Genomic DNA, 22,106 nt, shown 5'->3' with positions numbered 1-22,106 from the left:
ATGTAATGAAATTTTATGAAGTGTGGCCTGATTTGGTCAATTACAATCAGCAGTTTAATGAATTGGTGAATAACCTATCCGATGATGCAGAACCTCTTGAAGTGGAGTTCCCCGAAAGGGGAGTTCACTATATCTTTTTGGTAACTGTATCTGAGGTTGGTGCTGACGAGGACACAGAAGATTTCTATAAGAACCAAGTGATAATTCAAAAAATACTTGGTGCTGACGACCTATCTCACGGGATGCTTGTCGATTTGGAAGGTGAAGTAAACTGGGTTAGTGTGGGATCAGACATTATTTCTATAGATCATTACTTTGATAGTTACACTGACACGGCGGCGGTGGTGTATGGCTAAAACACTTTTAATCGTAGAATCTCCGAAGAAAATTGAAAACTTCCAAAAATATCTTGGTGATGAATACATAATTAAGGCCAGTGTTGGTCATATTCGAGACTTACCGAGTAACGACATGGGCTTAGATGAAAATCTTCGACCTATTTACGTCGAAACTAAACCAGATGTTATTGCTGCCCTCAAAAGGGCGGCTAAACAATGTTCTCAAGTCGTCATTATGACCGATTTAGATAGAGAAGGTGAAGCAATCGGTTGGCACTTAGTCGACGCATTAGATCTAGGCGATAATTACATACGATGCACCACAAACAACCTAAGCAAAGATGGCATTTTAAAAGCATTAAATAACCCACGAAAACTTGATATGAACCAAGTTTACGCACAAGAATCACGTCGGGTTCTGGATAGATTAGTCGGTTTTAAAGTAAGTGGCCTAACCAGCAAGTTGCTATCTCTACCCTCTGCAGGTCGAGTTCAATCTCCAGCTTTGAGGCTGCTTGTAGATAGACAAGAATTAATCGATAAATTCTCTAGAGTCCCATACCATGATTTAAGCATTTTACACCCTGCTCCAAATGGGAAACAGTGGATGTCCAAATTGGATGTCGAGTCGATGATTGCCACAGGGAAAATCGACCATTTACTATCTCCACAATTGCTTGACGATGCAGGAAGGCCTAAACAACGTCATATCACTAATCCTAAATTCATCCAGACGATCTCCGACGAAGTGTTTCGTCGCGGCACAATTCGCGTTGTTAGCTTTTCACAAAAGGACTCGAAAACCAAAGCTCACGCACCTTTTACAACATCAACAATGATACAGAGTGCTTCGAATTCTATTGGGTTATCTACTGAACAGGCTATGCTCGCGGCTCAAGGGCTTTTCGAAAAAGGTCTAATTACGTACCACCGAACAGATAGCACTACATTCGAAGCAGACTCTCTTAAATTAGTTCGAGATTTCATCGATACCTGGCAGAAAGGGAAAGGGACGGACAGGTACTTATCCCCAACAATCAATTCATACCCAAACCCGAATGGCGCTCAAGCTGGCCATGAAGCCATTCGACCTACCAATTTCAATTACGATCTATCACTGTTAACAAACGCTCAAGAGCGCGATTTATATAAGCTCATCTTTTGCAGAACTGTAGCGTCACAAATGAGTGATGCTCTATTTAGCACCTCTGAAGTCGTGCTAGATGGAGGATTCGAAATTGCTTCTGTACCCGTTAGATTCAAAGCTCACGGTCGCATTCCAGTTTTTGATGGATGGAAAAGCATTTACTCTGAATCTGAGGAATTAGGTGAATTCGATGAAAAACCGTCTGAACAATTGATACCTGAAGTCTTTAATGATCAAAGCGTACAAGTCCTCAATTGCTCAGTCCAAAAGAAAACAACCAAGCCACCATCTAGATATACCGAGGCAAGTCTTGTCTGCGACCTTGAGAAGCGCGGTATTGGTCGACCATCAACTTATGCCACTATTTTTAAAACGCTCTACTCTAGACCGTACATTAAGGCTGATGGCCGTTTTTTAAGTCCTATGAAAAATGGTACCGACCTCATTAGCAACCTAAAAAATAGGTTTAAATTTGTGGAATATGATTTCACCGTTGCAATGGAATTAGAAATTGACAAGGTAGCGTCTGGTAGAACTACTTATGACATGCTCGTACCTAAGCTAAACGCGGAACTTGATATGGAAATAGAGAGTTTTGTTGCACATAGCAAGAGCACTATTCGATTCTGCCATTGTCCTAAATGCGATAAAGAATCACTTATCAAGAAAATAAACCAAAAGAAGAAGTTTACGTATTGGAGCTGTACTACCGAAAATTGTGAAGGTTTCTACCCCGATAAAGATAACAACCCGAATACCGATTACAAACCCGCTCAAAAATCACAATTCGATTGCCCTAAATGCAAAAAGCTTAAACTTTCTCTAAGTCGTGAAAACGCAGACAACCCTAAGCGGTGGTTCTTTTGTACAAAAGAGTGCAATTTCCTCTGTGCAGCTAAACCAGACAGCAACTCAAGTCTAATATTTACACCCGACCTCTCTGAATATGAACGTAATCATAAATACAACTGTCCTAAGTGCAAATCTGGCTTCCTTAAAAATTTGTTTAAGCGAGATCAGGAAAGAACTCCATTTTGGATGTGTGAAAACGATAAAAAGTGTAAGACATACATAGAGGATATTAATGGTTCTCCAAACTTTGACTTATACGAAATTGAATTTAAACGTAATCATACTCACAAATGCCCTTCATGTGGCCCGGGCTATCTGAAATTTAACCAAATGAAGACCGACGCACAACGTGTTTGGTGGAGTTGTGATCAAGGAAAGGGTAAGTGCAATACTTCATTAAATGATAAGAATGGATCTCCTGATATTGATGGTTGGAATGCTAAAGTTGAAGAGCTCGCGAAGCTGGTGGACTGTCCGAATTGTCGTAATGGCAAATTAATTAAAGCCAAAAACAAGCCTCTGTATCGTTGTTCAAATACAAATGCTAAAGGGGCAAGTAAATGTATGACATTCATAGATTGCGACTCTAATGGTCAACCTGATTTGGATAAACACTTCAACAAAGGGAAAAACAACTCTAGCCAGGTCAAACCAACTGTCAATGCATGTCCTAATTGCAAGGAAGAACTTAAGATTAACAAATTGACTCACAAGGCTACTTGTATAAACAAACATACATTCAAGGTAAATGCTAAAGGTGTCATTCTAACTCTTGGAGGAGCTGGCCAACCAATAATTCAATAAATTACATTCAAAAAAACGCTCAAAATAGTGAGCGTTTTAACTAAGATTCCAATCTACTTCGTCAGCTAGCTAACCTACATTTTACTTCAACAAGCGCCTTGAAGAATCGGTGAGCATTAACTGATTCATCATCGATGATTACACGCCATGAATTCCCCTCATCTACAACTGAAACCTGCGGCACTTCACCTTGATAATTAAGATCTACGAGCAATGTTGGGATAGCTAACGGTTCATACCCCTGATTGCAGATATCATTCGTGTATGACAGTTTTTCATACTGACTCAATTCAAATGCATTGTAAGGATAATTAAAGGCATAAGACGATGATTTTGATACAACTAACTTCCACTTATCTCTTACCTGATAGCCAACTAGATTGGGAGCATTATTTATAGAAAGAACCTTTACGCTAGGAACACCATTTGCTTTTAAAGTGCGATACATCGAAACCATCGATGATTCGCTCAATAACAGACTATTAATAGACAATAATTCTTCGATAAAACCCTCGTCATTCAGTGATCTCCGCTTATTTGAAATGTAATACGATGCTATCACTCCAAGCTTAGGGTTTTCCTCAATCGCTTTAGATACTTTTTGCTTTGAAGACAGTTCGCCTAACGCAAGTAAATGCTGAGTTTTGGACACATTATCATGGAGCTCATTGACTCGCTTTAACAACAGGCTATCCGACTCATTAACAAAGCAACCTGAAAGCGAAAGCACCATAACCGTGATCGATGTAGATTTCTTTAGGTTTAACATTATCCACCTTACACAATATAAGAATTCTGATATAGTCTATTTACACATAGTAGTATAAATGGAAAGCAAGTAAAAATGATAGTCTTTGTTAGAAACCCAACAAGTAGCGAACGACGGGAAATACTTGGTATACACCACCTAAGCCATGAGTCAGAAATACAGGATGTCTTAAATGGATATAGCAACAATGTCGAATATTACAGTATCGCCGAGAATGTGAACTTCAGCGTTGAGGGGAATACTCGCAAAAGTCGGATTTACATCAGCAAATTTGGTTTGCCGAAGTCCATAGAAAAGACACTGTTAAATGGAGAGTGGAAATGCAGAGCAGACAATTTAATATAATCATTATTGTTTTGTTAGGGCTTATACTGATTGTTATGACCAGTATCGCCTCTATATATGCATACAGCTTGCTTGCTAAACAAAACAGCTCGAATCAATCATTGCAATCCATTGAGGTTATCGTAGATGACAAACCTACGACCGAAAGTTTGATGTTATACAAAGAGCAATCAAAAACAGTCGACGATATCAAACCTGAACTGCATAGAAATGTACCTACTGTCGTTCTCAACTCTCAAATACTTCAATCTACAAAATTAACTCAAACACCACCGACGAAAACAAAGTCACAAATAGATAGAACAATACCAAATTGGGACTGCAAATTATTTTACTGCAATGAAGGTGACCCGAAGATTTACCCACTGAGAGCTAGTATGGCTCAAGCCTTAACCAACGCTACCGCCTTTGAGTTAACATCAGACTTACCAAATGCGCCTGTTTCAATGGTTGTAATTTTTGACCCTACATGTCCTGAATGTAAGCGTTTCTATCGAGAAACGATTACTGAAGTTTTACATAGGAACGGAAACGTTAAAATCATTCCGACCATTTACTCTGACAACCTCTCCGTCTATAAATTACGTGAAGTCCAAAAGATGCTATGCGCTTCAGACTTAGATCAATTCCTTCACAATATTGCCAATCGATTACCTACAGCTAAAGATTACGATTGCAAGGTAACCGTGGATGACGCACGAAAAATCGTGGGCAAAACAAAAGAACTACTAACTCCATTTGGCGTAGCTGGTGCTACCCCCCTAACACTAACTAAAACATCCAATTGGTTAGGTTTTCAGCCATACAAAAACGTCGTTAAACACATCAACCCATAAAGATTAAGACAAGGTACAGCAAGTGACTGCAAATACTCTAATTTACAAAAAAACAACACTAATGGTACTCACCGTCTGTTTAGGCCCCCTTATTGCCGGATGCTCGATAAAACCTCAAAGTAACTACGATGTTGGTGATCCTATTCAAGTAACAACAGACTTACTGAAAGATACAAGACACTTCAATGTCACATCTGACTATAACCCTTCTTATTTAGATTCATTGCTGAAACGTAACCCAGTAACTCTTATTGACGACCAAGATTGGCAACAACTTTTCATTAAAACAGAATTTTCGAGCGATAAATCTTACAGATTGGAAGAAAATTTACGTCGCACCTGTTGGTCTTTAAACAATGAAGCCGAACTCAAAATAGTATCCAGAGCTCATAGAGGCTCCGACTACGACAATATCATAACTGCATGCGTTTCTAAGCGATTAGGGCCTTATAAACCCTTATTCTTCTACTCTCAAGTACAAGACAGAGTCATAGGTGATTACCTCATGATGTTAACACCTAAAAACCACTATTCAGACCAAGCTTATCTGTGTAAGGCCAAAACTGAAGGTTACGACCTACCCTCAAATCTATTTTGTAAAGTCAATTCACAATAAGAGTAATAACTTATGGGGATAGTTAAATCGTCATTAAAGACTCTGCTTAATCCATCGTGGGCAGGTACGTTAGGAGGCAAAGCTAAAGCTCCTTGGGCTCAAGCTTCTGAACAATGGCACCAAGTTGAAAACAAGAGGATTAAAGGCCTTTCTGCAGTTGATTGGGCGCACCAAATATTGACCAATAACATTACAACGGAAAACCAAGAAATCATCATAGAGCGCCACAAAAATAGAGCTAGGCATAATAAATACGGCATCTATATATCAGTATTCGCCGCCAATGTTTGTTGTGTTGCTCTTATCTTCGACCTAACAGACTCCATTGCATACACAGCAATAAGTGTGAACTGTGGTTTGCAATTCTTAAAAATGTGGGTTGTTAATTTGCACAGACAAAAGCAGGTGCTAGTAGGTGCTCTATTCCCTCTTTCATGGATGGTTACAGATTTCAATAACATTAAGTTCTTAGACAAGGGCGTTTATCACAAGAAGAAATTGGTTCACCCTGCCTTTCCGTTTATGGGTGAAGCACTAGATAATCTCAAAAAACTAGAATCCAACAACAAATAAAAAAAGGTAAGCCAATTGTCAGAACACAACGGAAATGGAAGCAGCGACACGCTATTCGTAATCTTAATGATCGCAGGAACTCTCATATGTGGCACCTTATATTATTTCGATGAAATCATAACAATACCTTGGGCCTTATGGCGTTACGCAGACTCATTTATTTGGTCAAACCTCCCTCTACCCGACTTTATTACAGTTCCTCACGCCAACATCATTAAGTCATTCGATAACTTAGAAGAACTTAGGCTACTGGAATATGGTCACGTATACCAAGTGGAGCAATCTGTAATGTTTGTTACAACTTGGCTGTATCTCCTTATATCTATACCTGGAATAAAGCGTGTTGTAACAAAGAATAGACACGCAGATAAATTCAAGGAAAGATTGAATTTGGACTCCTTGATAGAACAACAATCGGTACTATGGCGATATAATCGATATCTGATTAAGCACAATCCAATAAAAGAGAGTTTAGACGTAAATGTAAGTCGATTTGCAGCAAGAGAAAACGTACGATCTGGACTAAAGAGGACAAAAATCATTAGACCACACAGGCCCACAAATACAGTGATATTTGATCTTCCATTAGCTACAGAAATATTCTCTAAACAACTACGATACCCCATTAAGACAGTGGATGACGTACTCAACCTACCATTCCAGTTTCATTTTTTTATTTGTATTTTTGCATCTCGCATAAGTGAACTACCTGATTTGATTTCGCCAGAAAGGATAAATGACGCAAAAAAAAGGGTTAAACGCATAAAACTCATAAAATGGGTAACCCCTACGATTTTAAAAAAGGTTTATAAAAATAAGTTCAAAGCTTTAGAGCATGAACTTATCTCGCTCGCTTATCATAACTACAATGCTACTCAAAAGATCAAACATTCCCTTGGGGTTAACGAGGATTTCCGCTTCCAAATGTTAGGTGATTACTCATATTTTCTGAATGACGAGCATGATGTAACCTACATCGAAGATGAAATAGCAAGAGTACTTCCAATAGTTATGGAGAATGAAATTGTATTGGAATATTTATCTCAACATGCATTTGCTGAAACATTTTTAAGGCGCCTACTTAGAGAGTCCAGGAGTCTAGGAAAGCTTTCTTCATCACAATTTGGATATTTAAAGATTATGGACAGGCAGTTATGGTACGCAATGAATGACGAGGGGCTACCGGGTTCGACAATAGAAACTGCAGGTATTAAAGCGCACTTTGAAGCCGAGTACACTCGCAAAAGACGTCATGTATTCCCCACTGTAGACCAAGCATTTAGTAATTTGGAAAATATGAACATCCCTAAAGACTGCGACCAATTTGACACCATAGTAACATTACCTGATCACCCATACTCAGAACTATTTCCTTACGATCCGACAGTTGAATACAATGAACACAAGCAGAAACTAGACAACGATCCAGAGTATCGAATTCAACAAACGTTAATTCGACAACCTAAAGTCAAAAGTTAATGTACTGGTACATAGATTTAGAGATAAGCGGCAACCGAGCTTATGATGAAGTAGTCGAGCTATCGATAATTGAGTCAAGTTCTTTAACTGCAGAGGGTTCAGTGATTTTCAACAGCTTAATATCTGGTGCAGAATCTTTAACCCTGGAAGCGCAAGCGATAACCGGCATTAGTATTGAAGATTTAAACGATAACTCACTTCCGACGATATCTGATGTCATCGATACTATTGCTGAAAGACCTAATTCTACGATTTTAGTGAGCTATAATTTACAGTTTGATTTGGATTTCATACACCATTCTGGGATGCTAACCGGTGATAATAGGATGGAAAGAATGATGATCAAAGGTATATGCTTACTACAGGCAGTAAAAACATACAGCGGAAAGCATGTAAGCCTTGATGACAGCCTTGGGATAAGAAGGAGTACACATCGCTCACTATATGATACCAAACTTCACATGGAGCTGCACAGGCGCTTAGGTAGGGTAACCACCAGCAAAGTAGAGAGTTTTATTGTAAATTCAACGCCAGAGTTTATCGCTTAAATTGAATGGATTGGCTAAGCAATACAACATTGGATGGGGTTTCTGACGCCTCTTTAGCTGATTCAATTGGCTTAATACCGTGGTTAACAATAGCTTCTAGAGAAACTTTTAACTTTGCTAAAGCTACAGTGTCAGTTACTGAATCACATCGAGTAGACAAAGATTCTATGGTCATCTGCCTTAAAATTGAATCTGTATCTATTGGCATATTAAAGTGGGCTTGCATTAATAAGAAATCTATCCTTTTGTACGTATGCTTTTGGGTTTTGAGAAATATCACACCTATGTACATCCCCCGTAGCTACCTCTTCTGCAACCATCCTGGCTATATCTGTATATGATGTATGCACTTCTGATTGAATAACAGTTAAAGCAACAGGTTTACGAGAGCGAAGGGCTTTAAAATAATCACTCATAGCTGAGCAATCATCGGAGGTAACGGACACTTTGAATGTGAAAAATTGGCTAAACAAAAATAGACGTAGATAAATAGACTCATTAATAATCGTCACGTTGAAATCAGTGACTTCAGATATAGATTTTAATATTTCTAATTGAGGGACTTCTAAGGCAATTACCATATATTGAGATAGGGAGCGGTTTATGCGAAATCGCGATAAGTCATCAATGAGGTGAACACGCAATTCGCCCGGCACTTCCAAAAGAAAATCGTCATACTCTTGGTGACCAGCCACATTATCTTCATTGACGGTAAATTTATCACCATTTATCTGCTCAAGCATAAATTCACCAAACACAGCGTTCATTTTTGGTATTTGCTCTACGCTGTTGACCATCCTTGCGCTGCCCTGTCCTAAATCAATTCTCATAATTTTACTGCTCTCTAAAGCCTATTTATTGTATAGTGTGTAAACTGAATATCTTGAGGTTAAAACCCTATTTTCGTCACACTTTTTACCTAACTTTCGTCAAGATACATTATTCACTATTGGTTAACAAACTTTATAGAGCGATTACTATGTCATTTATTGACCATTTATTTATACATTCGGGTGCTATGAGCATATTTTGTTATCATGGTCACAATTTACAAAAAGATCAACAAGCACTAATCGAAGCTTTTCTCCTTTACAGTACACATTCTAATTCTGTTCTGACCCTTGGTAAAACTGTATACAACGAACTTGTTCATGTAGAAAGTGACGGAGAATTACGTTTGTTCATGGAACTTAAAACCGCAGTTGACCCTACTTTACAACACCTGTTCTGCCTCGATGCCGTTATTGAAACTTGCAATAGTCACTGCATCAAAACAGAGATAAATGGCGAAGTTAGATATGAGACTAAAGATCTATGTACGTTCTTCCTCAACTACACCAATGCTAATAAAGGTAAGACTCTAGATATTCGCAAATTTACTCAAGACCTAATGACGCATTTAGTGAACGAAACAAGGCTAAACGCTAACACCAACCTAGCCATGTGCTTGTAAGGAATGAATTATGGGTAATCGCATTAAGGATGTTTTGAACCAAAAAATTAATGATAGCCAAGGCGAAGATTACAAGGTTCAGGTTAAGACAACTTCGATTAAACAGTCAAAACAATCATCTCTTAGTATGAGTGTTTTTAAATCCATAACCCCTATTGTCCTCAAAGTTATGTCTAAAACGACAACTACTGAAGAATTTGCTCACGAACTAAAAGACATCATCACGTCAATTGCAGCAAACATAGAGGCTCAATCAAAAAACCTAGGTCGTATTTCTGGGGGGCTCACTGAAGACGAAACGTGGATTTATCGTCGAATCTTTGCTATTTCAGCAAAGGAGCAGGGACGACAATCAAAAATCCAATCACAATTCATACTAGCATTACTGACGAATACAGAATCAGCCGACAAACTGATTAATATGACTGGTATAGATAAGGGAAAAATACAAACCCTAATCACCCAAATTAACAGTTACAATCGCTACCAAGAAAGGGATAATTTCTTTTCGACCGTAAACTCTTCAATCATTTCCTCTGCGAATAAGGTTCAAAATGAACTGTCTCACATACAATTTTTTAGTGAAAAAGAGTCTGCATTAAGCCTCATCCACGGCGCTATATCAGTGACAGCAGAAACTCTATATCGCCGACAATCAGACTTGCCTAATTCAGAGCAAAAACAAATGCTCAGGAAATCATGCATGAACCACGCTACAAGCATAATTGTAGAGTGTGTAAAGCAAATTGCTAAAAGTTACGACAATAACATTCGACCAACGGATTTTGATGAGTTCGACGAAATATTGGATAAAAAGGTGTCGTTTTGCACGAGAGCTATAGATAAAACAACGTCTTCCCTTGTCAATGTTATCTGGGGGCTTGAAAATAGTCATAAGGCATCTGAAATACTACAAGCTTCTTTAACTGGTACAAATGTTTCAACGGCATTAAATAATATTGAAATTCTCACAGAACTTGCGTCTGTTTCATCGAATGAAAACGGCTCTGATAATGTACAAGCAAAAAGGTACGCCGCCCTCTTAAATGATTTGAGTTTTATCGTCGAATACTCCATTGAAAACACCTCATTTGTAACGAGCATCGATAGAGAGCAAGCAATGGCTTTTGCGAAACACTCTTACTACAACGCGTTTAAAAATCCACTTAAATACTTACACAAAAGCGATGCCGACTTGTCGATTAAGCATCTAAAAATGTGTAATAACATTGCGATTTACCTTCTATCTGAACAGTCTGAATTTAACAATGTAATGAACAATAACGGCTTGATGCCTGAAGACATACAAGCGTTTAGAAGATCTAAGACTATTGCGTTTAAGGCTAGTGCGAACAACCCATTATCAGCAAGACAATTCATCGTCCCGTCTATTGCAGAATTAACATCCGTCTTATTTGAGACTCAACGCTTTAACTGGGGCATAAATACTGCTTATCTTGCACCCAAGCTTGGTTCTATGCTTATGGATGCAACTAACAAGCTTTACTTAACCAATAAAGAATCCACGACTTGCAGTTCTACATCAATGTTCAGGTCCAGTTTAGAGTCAGCTTCATACTTACTTCGAAGCTTATGGAGAACAAAATCCACAGAAACACTCGAATCGTCTAATAGAAGTTATGCGATGGGGAAAATATCTGAAAAAGAATGCCATAAAGTAATTGAAAAATTCCACATAGAATACCTCAATAAAGTTGATGAACTTACCTATAACTCAAGACTACTAAAAGGCTGTATCGATGATATCTACAATGCTTCAGACAATTTCGACTACCAAGCCACAGTATCGCCAAATTGAACAGTAAAGGGTCAGGATGAAATTCAATAAACTCAGAAGGAAATGCATGGGGTTAATTGCGGGAGGGGCAATTGGCGGTGGTGTAGCTCTTGTTACTCCTAAAACCGCTAACGCATTTAGCATGCCTCTAAGCCCAGAAGAACTCATGGAACAACTTATCGAGCAAGGCGGTGCCATCCTTATGAGATTTTTGGGGTATCGATTCTCAAGTAACTTCCAAGATGCTTTTGATCGATACACCGATAACAACAAAGAAACAACAAAAGAAAAAAATGGAGATATGGCCAAAAACATAACTCAATCCTATGAAGCAACAATATTTAAGATGACTGAGTTGATGAATCATGAAATCAGCTTGGATCTGTATACCCCATCCACGGCATGTGCGAACGGCGAACTCTCAAAAGCGAACAACAGATTAAACAAAGCTATTGGTTCTGCCACTCCAAAAGCAAGAAATACGATACACGAATATTTTGAAATTAAGTCTGAAAACTTAAGTGAAGCGATATTTTATCGAAATAAGACCTTTAGTACGTTGTTGAACTCTCAAGGCGAACCTGAATTTAAAGAGTTGGAAAAACTCATCGGCGTAAGTCACTTTGATGACACAAAGCGAGCTGAACAAGAGATCGCTGCTCTCATAGGAGATAGACCATCCTATGAAGATTCAACTTCAAACCTTGATGCCATTGTTAATCAATCAGACCAGATTAAAGAAAATATCGTCATTGATGCCTTGATGGGTATCTTTATTCAACGTATAGCGTCTTCGAATGTACCGGTAGAGTTCAGAAAATCCTTAAGTTCTGAACTCAATAAAATGTATCCAAATTCGAAGCTTTCAAGTATCGAATTGCTACACCTAGAAACACTCTCACTGAGTTCTAATGAATTATTCAATAATGCCGTATCTAACTCTCCATCACTCACCACAGCTATCCAATACTACAATCCCATACAAGCTGTTGAGAATAAAATACAAGTTGAACGATTAAAAATAGCTGAATTACGAAATTTAGTGAAAAGTTCATCCAAACTGGAGAGTGAAAATGGCTAATTTGGATTATGGTCACACTAAAATAGATTGCAATAGAAGGGATTTTTTCCGATACGCAGCTGGTGGAGCTGTAGCTGCTGGAACAATGACATACTCCAGCGATAGCCATGCCATCGTTATTACCGCTGCAGCTATAGCTGCGGGGGAAAAAATTGGTTGGGCGGCGAAGCCATTCCTAGACTTGGGGGAAATGACACTTAGTGAACTGTATGACATGTTCATAAAAGAAATGACTAGCATGTTCAGTAAAGGGGCAACACAGGCCATAGATATGGTCCCCAATGCAATGCAACAAATCTTCAACAATGACTATTTACATAGAATACAGCCTTTAAGTGACCCTTGTTCCTACAATAGCCTAGCCCATGTTGGCGTAAAGCGATTGATTCAATCGGAAAACCTAGCCCGCGAATTAAACCGACAAGGTGTTTTATCTACAAAACCATTAGGTGAGTGCCTACCAACATATGCTTGTTCTTTCATTGATTCTCAACGAACCGAACCTATGGATGAACAAGAATACTTAGGTTTACGCGACCAATTCCAAAGAATAAACACACCTCAACAAAAGCTTGAAAGTTTCACGCTTGATTACTTAAGAGTTTGCCAAAGTGCTAAGCGTACTCTTAATACAGCAATTTTGAATTATGAAATGTCGCGAATTTATACGAATCGCCATATAGATTCATTTGAGAAAATCAGATCCACTTATCAATCTGAGAAGTGGCGAACATCTATGAATGAAACAGCTGCGGATATCTCATTAGCTCAAGAGGTCATCTACCAGAAAAGTAGTTCTGTTCAGATAATGTTCGAACTGCTAGTAGCAGAGCAGAACTTACTTGTAGCAGAGTGCATAGATGCCCTTTCAACAAAGAAGGAAATTCAAGAATGAGAAAAATGGAATGTAAAGTAAAAAAAGATAGTGAAGCGATTACTTTTTCTTCCTATATCGATTACTCAACAACATTCAACTCTTGGGCAACACCATCGAGCTTGAATAACTCAACATCTATAATTGAACCGGCCCCTGTAAATACTAAATACATTGCAGTTGGAGCTCTCGCCGCTGCGGCATTTACGTATTCTCCGAAGGCTAATGCAGGACTAGATGACATAATTAACCAGCTTACATCACAGTTCGAAGAGATGTTTGAACCATTACTATCGAGTGTACTCGGTGGTTTCGGAAAAATCTTAAATGCTGGTCAGTCCGACGGCTCTTCAGCCATCGTAAAAGCCATTTCTACAAGTGGCGATATGCAGATCAAAGCTTTAACTGAGGCGGCTAATAACCGCCTTACGATGGCTTCTATGCCACCACCTAATCACTGTGAGTCAGATGATATAGGTATGGCAAGTAAAAACAGCAATCAATCATCTAACCTAACACTAAGGGAGCTAAGTAAAACGTCAGTTAAGAACTATGAACCGAATAGCATTCCATTTTCGGTTCGAATCTCTGGGATTGCAAATCGATACAGCAACAACGAGCACATAACCATGTCGACGGCTCTTTCATCAACAAAACTAGATAGTTCGCAAGTAAAGATGATGATCGACGGTATTGATGTATTAACTGCAAAACAAACTGATTCAATTTCACTAGACCCGGCAATGGCTAATTCAGAAAGCAATGTAAGTAGAACCGAATATTTATTGCAAAGTGCTAAGGCAGCTAAATTGGAAGTTTCCAAAGGTGCCTTTTATGATGCGGTCGCTGATAGAACAGTAGCTTCTCATGGTGAAAGCAAACTTAGCCTAATTGAAAAAGAAGTAGACCGTACGTACGGGGGCGGTAGTTCATGGAGAGATGATTTGTTGAATTTCGGTGACCCTACGCCGCTTCTAGCAGAACTCAACAAACAAGTTTCATTAAGTAATTACATTTTGTCTGAATCTCTAAAAAAAACTAGCCAACAAAATATTCTTATCGCAACCAATAACGTAGATACAATCTAAGGATCACTCATGAAGAATAAAATCAACGCTGACTCTATCAATGTGGGTGGTTCAAATGTTCACGATACACTTTCTTCAACCGAATCATTGGAACACATACGAATACACGCAAGAGTATTTGACGAGGCGGTACAAAAGGAACTTGAGGCCCTAAAGCAATTGTACGAATCTGCTCCAGAAAATGCTCATAGACTTGAAGAATTCAAGATAAATGACAGATCTTTCGACGCCGACAAAACATACTGCGACGATGAACATTTGAATGCACTTGTAAAGCAAGAGTTACACGACAACTCTGTACTTTACGAAAAATTAAAAGCAGAGTTTGAACTGGAGAACACCAAAAACAACAATAGTTCATCACCGAGTTTTTTGAACTTTTTAAAATTCGGTAGCCCTAAGTCTTTAGATGTGGAATATAAAAAACAACGAAAAAACAAACACATAAGAATGCTTGAAGAAAACACCCAAAAGATACTAAATTCACAAGACAAGTTTAACCGAAGCCTAGCTCTTACTGAAAGTCATTTTAAAACTCTAAATGAAATATTTGAAAATAAAGGCATTTCAGACATAAATGCGCTTAATCAAGGCGATCTTCTGTCTGCAATGCAAGATGATGCGGCATTCTCAAATCAATTAAGAATTACGCTAGCTGCCCATAAAGACTTGTTAAACAATATTGAATTTCAAAGTACGGATGTTTTAAATCAAGGTACTTTAGACGTATCATCTAAAACCATATCCACAGAGTACCTTAACCAAATGCGAGCAATGTGCAATGAGTCCAACGTACAAATGGAAACTCTCAATAATATCATTAAGAAGACGGCCCCAACTTTAGATAAGGAATACGCGGGAAACCAACTGGAATCTTCGGATGGGATTTTCGACCAATTTAACAAAGAATCGCTTGATGAGTTTTTAGCGAATGTTGGTAATATTTTTCAAGCTTTCAAATCCTTAATCATGCCGAGTTCAAGCATCTCTACACACACGATGGGTCAATAAAGACCATTGGAGTCTCATAGCAGACTCCAATGCAATTCATCCTCTACTCCACTTCCGAGGCCTCTTCTTCCTTAATATAACCTTTAGCAATAATCGATTGCTGAATATCTAACTTCACTTTTTTAAGTATACTTATCGCTAACGCTTTATTCGTTTGAGGGATTGGATCGTGCGGGTGTTCGGTTTTCCTATAGAAGTCATTTACAACTGAAGTACTTTTTAGAGTGTGCGAACGTAACTCACTCTCCGATACTGGCGAGTTCATTCTCTCAATAGCGGTTTCCGAAGATAATTCTTCGTTATTTAACTGCTCTTGTATCTGCTCACTTCGTAGTGACAATGCAGAAATAGTTGCAAGGCTGTTAATGGTTTCCTCTTTAGAGGTACCTTGCGCTTTGAATATCGAATCTAATGCATTAAGTTGCTCGATATCAGCTTCAGTACCAATACCAAGTAAAGTGTTTAAATCATCATTTATATCGGCATCTTCGGACTGAGCATTAAGAGATGCTACGGATGCATCATCACTGGAAGGTACATTACCTTCAGTTGTAATGACGTCTGAGGTAAAAATAACTCCTGAATCACTCTGTTTGCTCTCACTAACAACTTCTCCTTTGTTTTCACCATCAAGAGTCGGAGTAACTTCAAAGTGGTCACCATCAGAAACAGATTCATCATGCGATGAAGATGGCAAATTAAAATCTAAATCATTTAAGACGTCCATTTCCCTTGTATCTACGGGAGGTACCTCATGTACCCTCTCAGTAGGCTTTTCCTCAATTGCATCATTCGATACCACCGAAGGCTCTGCAGCGTACAAACTATCCATGTAAGAGTTATGCTGTTCGCCTAAATCTCGCATTTCTTCAACGCTATCTCTTACAAACGCTGAAAACGACAGCATTGATTTAGACAAAGAATTATCTGTTGCAGTTTCAGCTAAAGATAGAATGTTTGAAAGCTTCCCAATTTCTTGAACAAAAGACAAATCGATGGTGTTTAACTTTGACTTATTACTCGTAATAAGTTCGTACTCAGAGTACAGCAATAGCCAATCGTCAACATTTTCACGTAATTCTTCCGCAGGTTCTGGCAACATCATCCAGAAATCATTAATCGTAAGCGTTTCCAACTCTTTAGGGTGCAAGTTGGGGCCATCTATCCTATGCAATCTATCTACAGCATTTACGTAAATTTCGCCTTCGCGTAACCTTGAAACTTCACGTCGGTCTAATCGAGATTCCTCTTTATAAGATGCTCTAGATTCTTTTTGCCTTTGAGCTCCTGTAGACTCCGAATAATCGAGGTCCATCCCTTCTCGCTGCCAAACATAATCAATATCTGCTAGTTTGCTATACAACTCGAACGTAACATCGTCAATTATCCTTCCGGCTACCTTAATCGTTGTGTTACCTAAAACTGTATCTACCTCAGATTCAATCGATCCACCAAGCTTCTTAAGGGCAGGGATATCCTGCGCAGAATACCACGCCGAATAGCCTAAACCACGAGCCTGGGCAGCAACAGCACCTTCACCTTCAGAAAACATCATCCCTACTTCGTCCATGATATTGATGTATGGGTATGGCGCGTTTGTCGGCCTTTGTTTTAGGTTCTTTTTTACTTCACCAACAAAGACATCACCTAGAGATTGCCCCATTATGCCCTTTCTGGAAGCCATGATGATTCGCCCCATACTGGCGACGGATTCTGTAGAACCTTCCAGCGCAGGAAGCAACCCTAATAATACGCGATCTTGGTTAACAATCGCTTCTATATCAATTTCACCTCGGATAACACCAAAGATATCCGCATAGTCACCACCTAAAGTGTTAAATACAACGACGATCTGCATTGCTGCAAAACCCCATTGATCATAAACCTGTGGGCTTTGTACGCTTTCACCCCTTGTTATCTTTTGGAAGAATTCTGCAGTCATACCAGGTAAGGTTTTGATGAAACCCATCAACTCTTTTTTCTCTACCTCTGGAATTAATTCATTTCCAAGCAATGAACCCGCAGTTTCTAAAACTAAGTAATCCAACAGGGCAGGAATAGACAATTGAATCTCACCCAAATCTCTCAAGCAATGGGTTGGACGCATCAAGCCGGCAACAAGGGAATCTGCTCGCTTTGCCCAAATATCACCATCACCAGACATTAACGACTTAAAGGTTTCAGTATTCTGTGCCGCTGAACCACTTTCAACCAAATTGTAGGTGTTGGTTGTCCTATCAGTAGCATATTTATTTCGATTTCGACTACCACGTATGTAGTTAAGCAGAAAAAAATCGTCTATACGATTTGTTCTCCACATCATCGTTTGATGCATGAGAATTATTGATAAATCAGCTTTTGCATCCACGTACATATAACCGGCACCCCATACAAGAGCATTGGCTGAGCCGATACCAGATATTGTGAAAGTCTTACCTGACCCCGTTGTTGCTAAAAAAGCTAGATGCTGTCGAAGCATAGAGTTAGAAAACCATGCCTGTTCATTGGTACCGTAAACATTGCCAAAATATGCAATCCCATCAGCAGGGTCATATTTTACTTCGCCTTTAGAACCCTTTGCCGGAGAAGGGTTGAAATAATCAACCTTATCACCAGATGTTATCGGAGAATAATAGGGAAAATTGCACCGCAAATTAGCTCTGGTCCTGATCAAAATGTGGACTAAAGTTGCAACTAATGGAAAAATAAATGGCATTACGAAAAATGTTATAAGGGATAAGCTGTATAGCCATATAACACTGTCGCTCTGAAGAAAATCAAAGAATTTTTCGATTTTTGTTTTGGGTCTGTTTTGTAAGTACTCCTTACTTACAACGTGCTTTGTATAGTCACTCATACACTGCGCCTACTCAACATCCATTCTTAAACCTAACCCACTGCCAGATTCGAACAATTCGCTTCCGTTAACTAAGCTTGAAGGCTTCACATCATTAAATTTATACCCTACCCCTGTTCCTATACTGTCCGGCATGTCAACGCCATACCAATTACCAATATCCTTAGCAGAGTACCCACAAAAATTGCCGAAATCGGGTAGCTTTATAGACTTGAAAATCTCACCACCAAAACCATTAATTAGTTCATTCAGCCCACAATCCTCCAAGAGACTTGGGAATTCAGGCATTCCATATCGAGACATTTTCTCTTGCAAAAGCTGTGAACTGGATTTGCAAGTAGCTGCTTGTAGCCCTCCGGCAAAGCTAAACGTTGTACCGAGAATGATTAATGCTATGAATTTTCTATTTAAATTGGACATACTTATTCTTCCAAATTGAATTGTGATTTTAGGTTGTTGATCACTAATTGCTGACGTTCAGAATTGAACACTCGTTGAAATAGTTTCAACTTCAAAAATAGATATATGCGTCTAGTTAAAATCGAATTTGATATGTTTTCATGCTGGGAGGAAACAGACGAACTCGGAACATCAAGCATCTTGTGTGCATCTGACTCGGAGATGTAACAAATATCACCAAATAACTTCATTGATCGTGAAAAGCTCAATTGACTTTGTAAGTTCACCAAATCCTCAATGGTGACCCTCCTTCCAAACAAATCTGAGATTCCACCAACCATGCTTGCTAACTCATCGTCCTTAAGGGACTCATTAATTGTTTGTTTTTGTTCTAACAAAGAACTAATAATGTCGAAGTAAGACTGCACCTCACTATCCGAATCTACAGCCCAACCTTCGAGATTATCCACCTGCTCAATAACCTTTCGTTCATCATCATCGAATTTTGCCAACCACGCTTCTATGTCATCATTTGATAGCATTGCCTGTCCTTATTGCCGATTTATGATTTACACTATACAATATAAATAGTCATTGTAAGAGTTTAGGAAGGGAAATGAATAGAAAAAATTGGATAGGCAGCAATATATTTTTTCCTATATTGATCACGATAATATTTTTGCTTCCTCCAGACGGACATGCCAATACAACATCAGCAGTAACAGACGTCACTTCTGATTCAAAATTTCCTTCCGATATCGCTGAAAAAAACAAAGCTCACTTTGAAAGTTTGAAGGATAGAGCTATTGAAATTACTGACAAGCAAGGTGTATGGCTACCCAAGGGTTTTTTCTCAGGTCCAAGTAATAACGATATTTTCTTTCACCAAATGAAATTAGTTTTTGGTGAACCCGTTAGTCACGTTTTAAGGCTACTCAATGGTACTTCAGACAGCAACGCTTCTACCAAGACGGTAACCCTCGGGACCCTTTACGCCAAAATAATGAACTCAATAGGCATCATAATAATTATAGTTACGCTTGTTGGGTCATCATTATTGTTTATGTTCAAAAGGTCGATGGACATTTCATATCTAACAGTCGATAAAGAAGAGTCCTTGCCATTCTTAATGGCACGCGGATCTATAGGATCACTAATCACCTTTCCGATACCCGCATTAGGAGGTATGTCGCTACTGCAAGGAATTACAATATTCATCATTTTGATTGGTCTTGGAGCTGCCACAGCTACTATCAAAATTTCCGTTCCTTACACCCTTTCCCCTGGTATGGCTTATCAACCTCAACCTAAAGTTGCTCGATTTGTCGACTACATCCTGGAAGCTAAAACTTGTTCAATCGCAATGGGGTTAATGGATGGCGTATCTCCTGATGCATATAAGGGTATGGATAATGTTAAAATCGACGACAAAGGGAAATATCGGATTACACCAAACCAAGAATTCAAAATATATAAACATGTGGCATATTTTGGCGCAAACGGAAACGGAGACTGCGGCCAGCTTACTTTGTTCAATTATCAAACTCCAAATTCACTCGATAGTTTGGAAGATATTTTGCTCCTTACCTCTCACCAAGTTGGAGCAGAAAAAGCCGGTGAATATTTGAATAAAATATGGAAAGAACCATTAATTCACAACATAGCTAAAAAACTCACAACGAATAACCTTAACAACATGGAAGAACTTGCAAAAAAATACGCCGTTTACCGTGAGCGTATGCAAGATGAAATGATAGGTGACCTTTCTAACGAATTGAAAGATCGCTTAAATCAAAGTTCTTCCCCTCTTAATGGATCATCACTATCGTCTGTTTACGCAGAAGCCGTTGCCGATGTAGGATTTATGGGCCTAGGTGGTTTTTACACAATGCTAAGTGTAAGGCAGATGGAGATTACAATGATTCTATCTGATATCTACGGTGACCGAGAGCAACCTCACTGGCGTCCAAACACCACAGATTCCATATTTGCGGGAGTTGTAAAATGGTTTAAGAGTTTTGGTCATAGTTACGACAACCTAGAAATCCCCCAAAAAAACATATTGATGTTTTATAACTCTGCTCAAAAATACTCATTAAACAACGATATACAAAACATCATGAACTCATCAATGGACAAGTTCACGACAACTCAACTAGCTCAATCGATGGGGCAAAATATTATTGAAATTATCCGTTCGGATAGTAACGGAGTGTACTTCCCTAACCCTCTCGTTGAAATGCGAACTATCGGAAATGTAATCATCAATACAGCTTTTACGTATGCTGCAGTTTCCGTCGCATCTTCCATCACTCCAGCGGGTACCGTGATGAAAGAAGGTCTTAATCAAATAGGTGGTGCCGCAATTGATTTTGAAGCTCTAGCAGAAAAAGGTGGCGCAATGAGTGCGGCTTTAATTCTGTCCTTACTAGGTATAGGGGTCTTTTACTCTTACATAGTCCCTAATATACCTTATATCATGTGGAGTGTTGCGGTATTTTCTTTCTTCTCATACGCAATGGGCTCGATTATTTCTTCTGGTTGGTGGGGTGGCGCCATGGCGTTAAACGACCCACAAAATGAACGGACATTTGGTGGTCGATTTCAAGAAGGCGCAAACATAATACTTACACTTTTAATCCGCCCAACTCTAATGACGATGTGTTTCTTTTTGGCAATGATCTTAAATATTGCGCTTGGATACTATTTACATTGGACTTTAGAAGCGGCTTCTGTCTCTGCCAGTTACGGTGGGTTTAACTTTTTAGCCATTTTGGGGACACTTTTTGTCAATGCGATTGTTATGACTGCCGGGATTATCAAAAATCACAGCCTTATTTGGGAACTACCGGACCAATTTCAAAGGATGCTGAGCTTTAGAAATGCGATCGAAGACAACTCTCACGACAGCGCTATGTCTACATCACAACAAATGTCCGGCACATTGGCAGGTAATGTATCAACCGTGACCCAATCAATGCTAAAGAACCCAGTAAAAGGTGTTTAATAAAAACTCAGATTTAACTAACCACTCAATTTAACAGGAGATTTTCATGGGCGGATTCGGAGCTAAAGCAAGACAAGCTATAAAGGAAGCAAACAGACAAGCTGAAATTCAAGGGGAAGAAGATGAGGAAATCATTTCTAGTGATGCTTTAGTATCTACATCTGAACCTGCTGTTGAGCAAGTAACTGAAGTTGAAGAATCACAAGAGGCCGATCTTGAAGAATCACAAGA

At 38.9% G+C, this 22,106-nt stretch carries 20 protein-coding genes; 15 read left to right on the top strand and 5 right to left on the bottom strand.

Features of this window, described 5'->3' with window-relative positions; translation table 11 throughout:
• The first annotated feature begins 5 nt into the window (after window positions 1-5).
• Window positions 6-356, top strand: a complete 351-nt coding sequence (locus AB4513_RS07005; protein WP_102258388.1) for a hypothetical protein — start codon at window positions 6-8, stop codon at window positions 354-356.
• On the top strand, window positions 349-3,141 hold the full coding sequence (locus AB4513_RS07000) for a type IA DNA topoisomerase (protein ID WP_102258387.1): 2,793 nt from the start codon (window positions 349-351) through the stop codon (window positions 3,139-3,141). The genes AB4513_RS07005 and AB4513_RS07000 overlap by 8 nt, the downstream gene beginning before the upstream one ends.
• A gap of 61 nt (window positions 3,142-3,202) precedes the next feature.
• Here AB4513_RS07000 and AB4513_RS06995 read toward each other — a convergent pair whose 3' ends face one another.
• The gene (locus AB4513_RS06995) at window positions 3,203-3,910 is read right to left on the bottom strand and encodes a hypothetical protein (protein ID WP_102258386.1); all 708 of its coding nucleotides are present in this window, start codon (window positions 3,908-3,910) and stop codon (window positions 3,203-3,205) included.
• Between the two features lie 320 nt (window positions 3,911-4,230).
• On the opposite strand from AB4513_RS06995, the gene AB4513_RS06990 reads away from it, so the two are divergent.
• From AB4513_RS06990 to AB4513_RS06970, 5 genes are read left to right on the top strand one after another with little or no spacing between them, the layout of a single operon-like run.
• Window positions 4,231-5,091, top strand: coding sequence for a thioredoxin domain-containing protein (locus AB4513_RS06990; protein WP_102258384.1), 861 nt, complete (start codon window positions 4,231-4,233; stop codon window positions 5,089-5,091).
• A gap of 22 nt (window positions 5,092-5,113) precedes the next feature.
• Window positions 5,114-5,707 carry a hypothetical protein gene (locus AB4513_RS06985; RefSeq protein ID WP_102258383.1) on the top strand — a complete coding sequence of 198 codons (594 nt, stop codon included), beginning with the start codon at window positions 5,114-5,116 and terminating at the stop codon, window positions 5,705-5,707.
• Window positions 5,708-5,719: 12 nt separating this feature from the next.
• A complete protein-coding gene (locus tag AB4513_RS06980; RefSeq protein WP_102258382.1) occupies window positions 5,720-6,280 on the top strand; it encodes a hypothetical protein in 561 nt (186 codons plus the stop codon).
• A gap of 15 nt (window positions 6,281-6,295) precedes the next feature.
• Window positions 6,296-7,759, top strand: coding sequence for a hypothetical protein (locus AB4513_RS06975; RefSeq protein WP_133151979.1), 1,464 nt, complete (start codon window positions 6,296-6,298; stop codon window positions 7,757-7,759).
• On the top strand, window positions 7,759-8,307 hold the full coding sequence (locus tag AB4513_RS06970; protein WP_102258380.1) for an exonuclease domain-containing protein: 549 nt from the start codon (window positions 7,759-7,761) through the stop codon (window positions 8,305-8,307). The genes AB4513_RS06975 and AB4513_RS06970 overlap by 1 nt, the downstream gene beginning before the upstream one ends.
• 209 nt (window positions 8,308-8,516) lie before the next feature.
• Here AB4513_RS06970 and AB4513_RS06965 read toward each other — a convergent pair whose 3' ends face one another.
• On the bottom strand, window positions 8,517-9,137 hold the full coding sequence (locus tag AB4513_RS06965; RefSeq protein WP_102258378.1) for a hypothetical protein: 621 nt from the start codon (window positions 9,135-9,137) through the stop codon (window positions 8,517-8,519).
• A 353-nt stretch (window positions 9,138-9,490) separates the two neighbouring features.
• Between AB4513_RS06965 and AB4513_RS06960 the strand changes: the two genes are divergently transcribed.
• The 6 genes from AB4513_RS06960 to AB4513_RS06935 are packed head-to-tail and all read left to right on the top strand — an operon-like array spanning window position 9,491 to window position 15,612.
• Entirely contained in the window at window positions 9,491-9,760 is a 270-nt protein-coding gene (locus AB4513_RS06960; RefSeq protein WP_136975324.1) for a hypothetical protein, read from the top strand.
• A 10-nt stretch (window positions 9,761-9,770) separates the two neighbouring features.
• Window positions 9,771-11,579: a hypothetical protein gene (locus tag AB4513_RS06955; protein ID WP_102258376.1), complete on the top strand. Its 1,809-nt coding sequence runs from the start codon at window positions 9,771-9,773 to the stop codon at window positions 11,577-11,579.
• A gap of 46 nt (window positions 11,580-11,625) precedes the next feature.
• Complete coding sequence (locus AB4513_RS06950) at window positions 11,626-12,639, top strand: hypothetical protein (protein ID WP_102258375.1); 1,014 nt, start codon at window positions 11,626-11,628, stop codon at window positions 12,637-12,639.
• On the top strand, window positions 12,632-13,534 hold the full coding sequence (locus tag AB4513_RS06945; RefSeq protein WP_102258374.1) for a hypothetical protein: 903 nt from the start codon (window positions 12,632-12,634) through the stop codon (window positions 13,532-13,534). The genes AB4513_RS06950 and AB4513_RS06945 overlap by 8 nt, the downstream gene beginning before the upstream one ends.
• Entirely contained in the window at window positions 13,531-14,601 is a 1,071-nt protein-coding gene (locus AB4513_RS06940; RefSeq protein ID WP_102258373.1) for a hypothetical protein, read from the top strand. Before AB4513_RS06945 ends, AB4513_RS06940 begins: the two co-directional genes overlap by 4 nt.
• A 9-nt stretch (window positions 14,602-14,610) precedes the next feature.
• Window positions 14,611-15,612 carry a hypothetical protein gene (locus AB4513_RS06935; protein WP_102258372.1) on the top strand — a complete coding sequence of 334 codons (1,002 nt, stop codon included), beginning with the start codon at window positions 14,611-14,613 and terminating at the stop codon, window positions 15,610-15,612.
• A gap of 43 nt (window positions 15,613-15,655) precedes the next feature.
• Here the strand turns inward: AB4513_RS06935 and AB4513_RS06930 are convergent, their stop codons facing one another.
• From AB4513_RS06930 to AB4513_RS06920, 3 genes are read right to left on the bottom strand one after another with little or no spacing between them, the layout of a single operon-like run.
• The gene (locus AB4513_RS06930; RefSeq protein WP_102258371.1) at window positions 15,656-18,469 is read right to left on the bottom strand and encodes a hypothetical protein; all 2,814 of its coding nucleotides are present in this window, start codon (window positions 18,467-18,469) and stop codon (window positions 15,656-15,658) included.
• Window positions 18,470-18,478: 9 nt separating this feature from the next.
• Complete coding sequence (locus AB4513_RS06925) at window positions 18,479-18,889, bottom strand: hypothetical protein (RefSeq protein WP_102258370.1); 411 nt, start codon at window positions 18,887-18,889, stop codon at window positions 18,479-18,481.
• A 2-nt stretch (window positions 18,890-18,891) separates the two neighbouring features.
• Entirely contained in the window at window positions 18,892-19,410 is a 519-nt protein-coding gene (locus AB4513_RS06920; RefSeq protein WP_102258369.1) for a hypothetical protein, read from the bottom strand.
• 74 nt (window positions 19,411-19,484) lie between these two features.
• Here AB4513_RS06920 and AB4513_RS06915 point away from each other — a divergent pair, with 74 nt between their 5' ends.
• The gene (locus AB4513_RS06915) at window positions 19,485-21,875 is read left to right on the top strand and encodes a DotA/TraY family protein (protein ID WP_102258368.1); all 2,391 of its coding nucleotides are present in this window, start codon (window positions 19,485-19,487) and stop codon (window positions 21,873-21,875) included.
• A gap of 46 nt (window positions 21,876-21,921) precedes the next feature.
• The coding region (locus AB4513_RS06910) for a hypothetical protein (protein WP_372127430.1) at window positions 21,922-22,106 on the top strand (185 nt) is incomplete at its 3' end.

Source organism: Vibrio sp. 10N.222.54.E6 (genome assembly GCF_041473955.1).
Lineage (GTDB): Bacteria > Pseudomonadota > Gammaproteobacteria > Enterobacterales > Vibrionaceae > Vibrio > Vibrio tasmaniensis_A.
Note: the sequence above shows the minus strand (reverse complement) of the source record. Positions and strands in the feature narration are given on the sequence as shown.

Excerpts from the sequence above, each read along its gene's own strand:
- AB4513_RS06925 (WP_102258370.1), bottom strand. The coding sequence starts at position 18,889 with ATGTCCAATTTAAATAGAAAATTCATAGCATTAATCATTCTCGGTACA.
- AB4513_RS06930 (WP_102258371.1), bottom strand. The coding sequence starts at position 18,469 with ATGAGTGACTATACAAAGCACGTTGTAAGTAAGGAGTACTTACAAAAC.
- AB4513_RS06935 (WP_102258372.1), top strand. The coding sequence starts at position 14,611 with ATGAAGAATAAAATCAACGCTGACTCTATCAATGTGGGTGGTTCAAAT.
- AB4513_RS06990 (WP_102258384.1), top strand. The coding sequence starts at position 4,231 with ATGCAGAGCAGACAATTTAATATAATCATTATTGTTTTGTTAGGGCTT.
- AB4513_RS07000 (WP_102258387.1), top strand. The coding sequence starts at position 349 with ATGGCTAAAACACTTTTAATCGTAGAATCTCCGAAGAAAATTGAAAAC.
- AB4513_RS06950 (WP_102258375.1), top strand. The coding sequence starts at position 11,626 with ATGGGGTTAATTGCGGGAGGGGCAATTGGCGGTGGTGTAGCTCTTGTT.
- AB4513_RS06995 (WP_102258386.1), bottom strand. The coding sequence starts at position 3,910 with ATGTTAAACCTAAAGAAATCTACATCGATCACGGTTATGGTGCTTTCG.
- AB4513_RS06955 (WP_102258376.1), top strand. The coding sequence starts at position 9,771 with ATGGGTAATCGCATTAAGGATGTTTTGAACCAAAAAATTAATGATAGC.
- AB4513_RS06920 (WP_102258369.1), bottom strand. The coding sequence starts at position 19,410 with ATGCTATCAAATGATGACATAGAAGCGTGGTTGGCAAAATTCGATGAT.
- AB4513_RS06965 (WP_102258378.1), bottom strand. The coding sequence starts at position 9,137 with ATGAGAATTGATTTAGGACAGGGCAGCGCAAGGATGGTCAACAGCGTA.
- AB4513_RS06915 (WP_102258368.1), top strand. The coding sequence starts at position 19,485 with ATGAATAGAAAAAATTGGATAGGCAGCAATATATTTTTTCCTATATTG.
- AB4513_RS07005 (WP_102258388.1), top strand. The coding sequence starts at position 6 with ATGAAATTTTATGAAGTGTGGCCTGATTTGGTCAATTACAATCAGCAG.
- AB4513_RS06980 (WP_102258382.1), top strand. The coding sequence starts at position 5,720 with ATGGGGATAGTTAAATCGTCATTAAAGACTCTGCTTAATCCATCGTGG.
- AB4513_RS06970 (WP_102258380.1), top strand. The coding sequence starts at position 7,759 with ATGTACTGGTACATAGATTTAGAGATAAGCGGCAACCGAGCTTATGAT.
- AB4513_RS06945 (WP_102258374.1), top strand. The coding sequence starts at position 12,632 with ATGGCTAATTTGGATTATGGTCACACTAAAATAGATTGCAATAGAAGG.
- AB4513_RS06960 (WP_136975324.1), top strand. The coding sequence starts at position 9,491 with ATGGAACTTAAAACCGCAGTTGACCCTACTTTACAACACCTGTTCTGC.
- AB4513_RS06940 (WP_102258373.1), top strand. The coding sequence starts at position 13,531 with ATGAGAAAAATGGAATGTAAAGTAAAAAAAGATAGTGAAGCGATTACT.